This is a genomic window from Marivita sp., from assembly GCF_020055635.1.
Classification (GTDB): domain Bacteria; phylum Pseudomonadota; class Alphaproteobacteria; order Rhodobacterales; family Rhodobacteraceae; genus Marivita.
On record NZ_JAIPUT010000119.1, the window covers coordinates 1 to 5504 of the forward strand.

Sequence of the window (5504 nt, forward strand, 5' to 3'; positions counted from 1 at the left end):
CCGCTGGTGCCTGGTCGCTGCGCACCACGCCGGTCGACGCCATCCCAGACCTTTCAGACGTGCAGGTCATCATCAAAACACCCTATGCCGGACAGGCCCCGCAGGTGGTCGAAGACCAAGTCACCTATCCGATCACCACCGCCATGCTGTCTGTGCCGGGCGCGGTGGATGTGCGCGGCTTTTCCTTCTTCGGCGACAGCTATGTTTACGTGATATTCGAGGATGGCACCGACCTTTATTGGGCCCGCTCGCGGGTGCTGGAATACTTGGCCCAAGTGCAATCGCGCCTGCCTGCCGGCGTGAACCCCGAACTGGGGCCAGACGCCACCGGCGTCGGCTGGGTCTACCAATACGTTCTGGTGGACCGGACCGGCGGGCATGACCTGTCGCAGTTGCGCACGCTTCAGGACTGGTTCCTGAAATATGAGCTCCAGACAATCGAAGGCGTGTCCGAAGTGGCCACCATCGGCGGCATGGTCAAGCAATACCAGGTTGTCGTCGACCCCGACAAGCTGCGCGCCTTCAACATCCCGCTGGCCAAGCTGCGCACCGCTATCGGCGAGGCCAACCGCGAAAGCGGCGGTAGCGTGATCGAAATGGCCGAGGCCGAATACATGGTCCGCGCCACAGGTTATGTCGACAGTATCGAGGACTTGTCCGAGATCCCGCTGATGGTGAACGATCGGGGCGCGGCGCTGACCCTTGGGGATGTGGCTGAAATCCGGCTGGGCCCCCAAATGCGGCGCGGCGTGGGCGAGTTCAACGGTGAGGGGGACGCGGTCGGCGCCGTGATAGTAATGCGCTGGGGCGAGAACGCTCTGGCGACGATCAAAGCGGTCGAGGCCAAGATTGACGAATTGCGCGGCTCACTGCCCGAGGGGGTGGAAATCGTGACCACCTATGACCGCTCCGGCGTGATCGAGCGGGCCATCGACAACCTGCAAAAAAAGCTGACCGAGGAATTCATCGTCGTCGTGCTGGTCTGTGGCGCGTTCCTGTTGCATCTGCGCTCGTCACTGGTGATCGTGCTCTTCCTACCCTTGGGCGTGCTGGCCGCCTTCGCGGTCATGCGCCTGCAGGGGGTGAATGCCAACATCATGTCACTCGGGGGGATCGCCATTGCCATCGGCGCGATGGTGGATGCCGCCGTGGTGATGATCGAGGCGATGCATCGAAAGATGGAGGGCAAACGCCTCACGGCCGAAGAACGCTGGCAGGCCGCCCGCGATGCTGCCGCCGAGGTCGGGCCGGCGCTCTTCTACTCGCTCGCGATCATCACGGTCAGTTTCCTGCCGGTCTTCGTTCTTGAGGCGCAGGAAGGGCGGCTCTTCAAGCCGCTGGCCTTTACCAAGACCTACGCCATGGCCGCCGCCGCGATCCTGTCGGTCACGCTGGTGCCGGTGCTGATGGGCTATTTCATAAGGGGGCGCATCGTGGCCGAGCGGCGCAACCCGCTCAACGTGGCCTGCCAATGGATCTATCGCCCGTTCCTTGATGCCGCCGTCGCCTGGCCTTGGGCGACGGTCCTGCTGGCCGTGGCGCTGGTGGCCTCAATGGCGCATCCGCTGCAACGGCTGGGCACAGAATTCATGCCGGAACTGAACGAGGGCGATTTCCTTTACATGCCGTCGCTTTACCCCGGCGTATCTATCGGCAAGGCCCGCGAGGTGCTGCAACAGACCAACCGGATGATCGCGCAGGTGCCCGAGGTGGACACCGTGCATGGCAAACTGGGCCGCGCCGACACGGCGACGGACCCCGCGCCGCTGACGATGATCGAGACTACGATCCAACTGAAACCGCGCGCGGACTGGCGCCCGGGTGTCACCATGGATGACATCCGCAACGAACTGGATACCCGCGTACAGGTGCCCGGCGTCACCAACGTCTGGATCCAGCCAATCAAGAACCGCATCGATATGCTGGCCACGGGTGTCAAAACGCCCGTAGGCGTCAAGGTCTCGGGTGCCGATCTGACCATCATCGAACAGATCGCCGTGGCGGTGGAACAGGCCGTGGCCGACATTCCCGGCACCACCTCCGCCTATGCGGAACGGCCCGTGGGCGGGCGCTTCATCGAAATCGACATCAACCGCGCGGCGGCGGCGCGCTATGCGCTCTCGATCCAGGATGTGCAGGAAGTGGTGCAAACCGCCATCGGCGGGCAAACCATCGCCGAGTCGGTTGAAGGACTGGAACGCTTTCCAATCAACCTGCGCTATCCGCGCGACTGGCGCGACAGCCCGGACAGGCTGGATGATCTGCCGATCGTGACGCCCTCGGGCGCGCATATCCCACTGGGCGCAGTGGCCGAAGTCAAGCTGGTCGATGGGCCGGGCATGATCCGTTCCGAAAACGCCCGGCGCACCGGCTTCGTCTTTATTGACATCGCCGAACGGGACCTTGGCAGCTACGTCGCCGAAGCACAGCGCGTGGTGGCGGAAAACGTCGACTTGGCCCCCGGCTATTCCATCGCCTGGTCGGGACAGTATGAATACATCGAACGTGTCCAAGAGCGGTTGAGCCTTGTGGCCCCCGCGACCCTGATGATCATCACGCTGATGCTCTTTCTGGCCTTCAACCGGGTGACCGAGGTGGCGATCATCCTGCTGGCGCTGCCCGTGGCGCTGGCGGGCGGTGTCTGGCTGATCTTCACCTTGGGCTATGCCGTGTCGGTCGCGGTGCTGGTGGGGTTCATTGCCCTCGCAGGCGTGGCGGTCGAAACGGCCATCGTGATGCTGCTCTACCTCAACCTTGCCTGGGACCGGCGTGTTCTGAACGCCAAGGAACAGGGCCGGGCCGTGAACCGTGACGACATCGAGACAGCCGTGTTCGAAGGCGCACTTCTGCGCCTGCGGCCCAAGCTGATGACGGTCGCCACGATCTTCGCGGGGCTCATCCCGATCATGTATGGTGACGCCACCGGCTCCGAGGTGATGCAGCGCATCGCCGCGCCGATGATCGGCGGCATGGCCACCGCCACGCTGCTGACGCTCTTCGTGATCCCAGCAATCTTCGTCATCTGGAAACGTTTTTCACTCGGGCGGGTCAACCGGCAGATGCTGCAACCCGTCCGCCCCTTCCACCCCCCTCAGCCCGGCGAATAACCGGGCAACATATGCGCAAAAAAGGAGATCAAAATGCGTAAATTCCTGCTTTCCCTTGCTCTTGCCGCGACCGCACCGGCCCTCGCTCTGGCCAGTGACATGTCCCATTCAGGCCATGACATGTCCTCGCATGAAGGCATGGCGGGCATTCACGCCGAGGCAACCGTCAACAGCATCAGCGACGGCAAGGCCAATATTTCCCACGGCCCCATCGCCGAAATCGGCTGGCCTGCGATGACGATGGACCTGACCGTACTGGACGGTGCCGAGATCGACGGCGTAGAGCCGGGCGATGAGGTGATGATGATGCTCGAAAAGGACGAGGACGGCATGTATGCCATCCGCGCTCTTTCGCCAAAAGAGTAAGGCGGCTCCGCCTCAGACAGCGCGCCCTTCTGCGACCAGGTTGGGCGCGCTTGATCACCTGTAACCTGGTTATGGCTTGAAAGCAGACATTGCGACAGAGCGCAGCGAAGGTCGGCAGTCCGCCCGCTTCGCCTGGATTACGCGACAAGACCGACCCAGAATGCACTTCAAGCAAGCCGCAGCGGATGAGCGGTGATTGTTGAGGCGGCTATTCGTCGTGCGCGCTGCATTCAATAGCCAATTGATGCAAATCACTGCAGGGTCCGCAGAAACGGATAGAAAGAAGATCGCACCGCTCGTGGTGCGCGACATGTATTCCGGTGCTCCGACAGGAGGACAAGCGAGGTCCGATGCCGACACGCGCCATCCCGCTGTTTCTGGCCATGACCTTCCTGATCACCTGGGGGATCGTCGGCTTCTACGTGCTCAACCCCGAACTGGCGTCACGCTGGTTCGGACCAATCAGCGGTTCGCACCCGCTCTTCTTCCTCGCCACCTGGGCACCCGCCATCGCGGCGATCGTGCTGGTCCTGTTTCATGCCGGCACCGCAGGGCTGCGAGGCTTCCTGTCGCGGCTCCTGCTCTGGCGGGCGCCGTCGGGCTGGGTGGTCTTCGTGTTGATTGGTTTGCCACTGGTCTTCATGGCCGGATCGCTGATCAAGAACGGCCCGGTTCTGGCGCCGTTGCCGTCCGAGGGCGCCGGTCCGATGGTCGCGGTCATGCTCATGATGCTGTTTCTCGGGCCCATCGAAGAGTTGGGCTGGCGCGGTGTGCTGCAACCCCTGCTTCAGCGCCACATGGCGCCGGTCTGGTCCGGTGCGCTGATCGGGGCAATCTGGGGGCTCTGGCATCTGCCCGCCTTCTATCTTGCAGGCACCGTCTTTGGCGGCTGGAACTTCCTGCCCTTCTTCATCGGCAATGTCGTTCTTGCAGTGCTGGTCACGCCAATCCTGAACCGCACGGGCGGCAGCCTGCTCTGGCCGATGCTGTTCCATTGGCAGCTCATCACCCCGTTCTGGCCAGACGCGCAGCCTTGGGACACCTGGATTCTCGCAATCGTTGCCATTGTCGTTATCTGGTGGAACCGCGAGACGATGTTCACCCGCGAGGGCGCTGTGACAGAGGTCATCCCGCCCCACGCCGCACTGCAGGAGGCAAGATGAGCGTCATGCGGACTGCCCTTGCACTGGCCGCGACGGTCCTCTCGCTCCTCGTCACTGGCCCAGCTCTGGCGGAGGACGAAACGGGCCTCTCGGGCCGGTTGCAAGACACGCTCGATGCGTTCCAAGAACGCTACAATCTTCCCGGCGCGACGGCTGCCATCGTTCTGCCGGACGGGACGGTTGCGACCGTGGCGACGGGCCTCGCGGATGTCGAAGCGGGTCGGGCCATGACACCCGGAACACCGATGCTGGCGGCAAGCATCGGCAAAACCTTCGTGGCGGCGACAGTCCTTTCGCTGGAAAGCGAGGGCGCACTGGCGCAGGACGACCTACTGGCCGAACATCTTAGCGACCGCGCGTGGTTCGCCGACCTTCCCAATGCCCGGAGCATCACGATCGGGCACTTGCTGCACCACCAGTCCGGCCTCCCTGATCATCCGCACCTGACTGCGTTCCAGGACGCCGCGGCGGCAAGGATCGCGTCCGGCGGGCACGCTTTCACCCCGGAGGAACTGCTCGGGTTCGTGACCGAGAGGGAAGCCCTGTTCGGGGCCGGCACCGGCTGGGCCTACAGCGATAGCGGCTACATTGTGCTCGGCCTGTTGATCGAGGAGGTCACCGGGCAGCGCTATTACGACGTCGTCGCGGGACGGTTCCTTGCCCCGGTTGACCTGACCGACACGATCCCGTCGGACCGGCCGGACCTTCCCGGCCTCGCCGTGGGTTACACCATTCCGGACAACCCCTTCGGCCTGCCGGTACGCACGGCGGATGCGCACGGCGTGCTGGTCTGGGATCCGGGCGTCGAATGGACCGGCGGCGGCTTCGCCTCCACCTCCGCCAACCTCGCGCGATGGGGCCATGCGCT

4 protein-coding genes are annotated in these 5504 nt (G+C 63.7%); all 4 read left to right on the forward strand.

Annotation, left to right across the window (positions count from 1 at the left end; translation table 11 throughout):
- A partial coding sequence (locus LCF60_RS23170; RefSeq protein ID WP_292294900.1) for a CusA/CzcA family heavy metal efflux RND transporter occupies nt 1–3107 on the forward strand: 3107 nt, incomplete at its 5' end.
- A gap of 33 nt (nt 3108–3140) precedes the next feature.
- Nucleotides 3141–3473 carry a copper-binding protein gene (locus LCF60_RS23175; protein ID WP_292294901.1) on the forward strand — a complete coding sequence of 111 codons (333 nt, stop codon included), beginning with the start codon at nt 3141–3143 and terminating at the stop codon, nt 3471–3473.
- A gap of 350 nt (nt 3474–3823) precedes the next feature.
- Nucleotides 3824–4636, forward strand: a complete 813-nt coding sequence (locus tag LCF60_RS23180; protein ID WP_292294902.1) for a type II CAAX endopeptidase family protein — start codon at nt 3824–3826, stop codon at nt 4634–4636.
- Nucleotides 4633–5504, forward strand: an 872-nt coding sequence (locus tag LCF60_RS23185) for a serine hydrolase domain-containing protein (RefSeq protein ID WP_292294903.1), incomplete at its 3' end; no start/stop codon positions are given. The genes LCF60_RS23180 and LCF60_RS23185, both read left to right, overlap by 4 nt.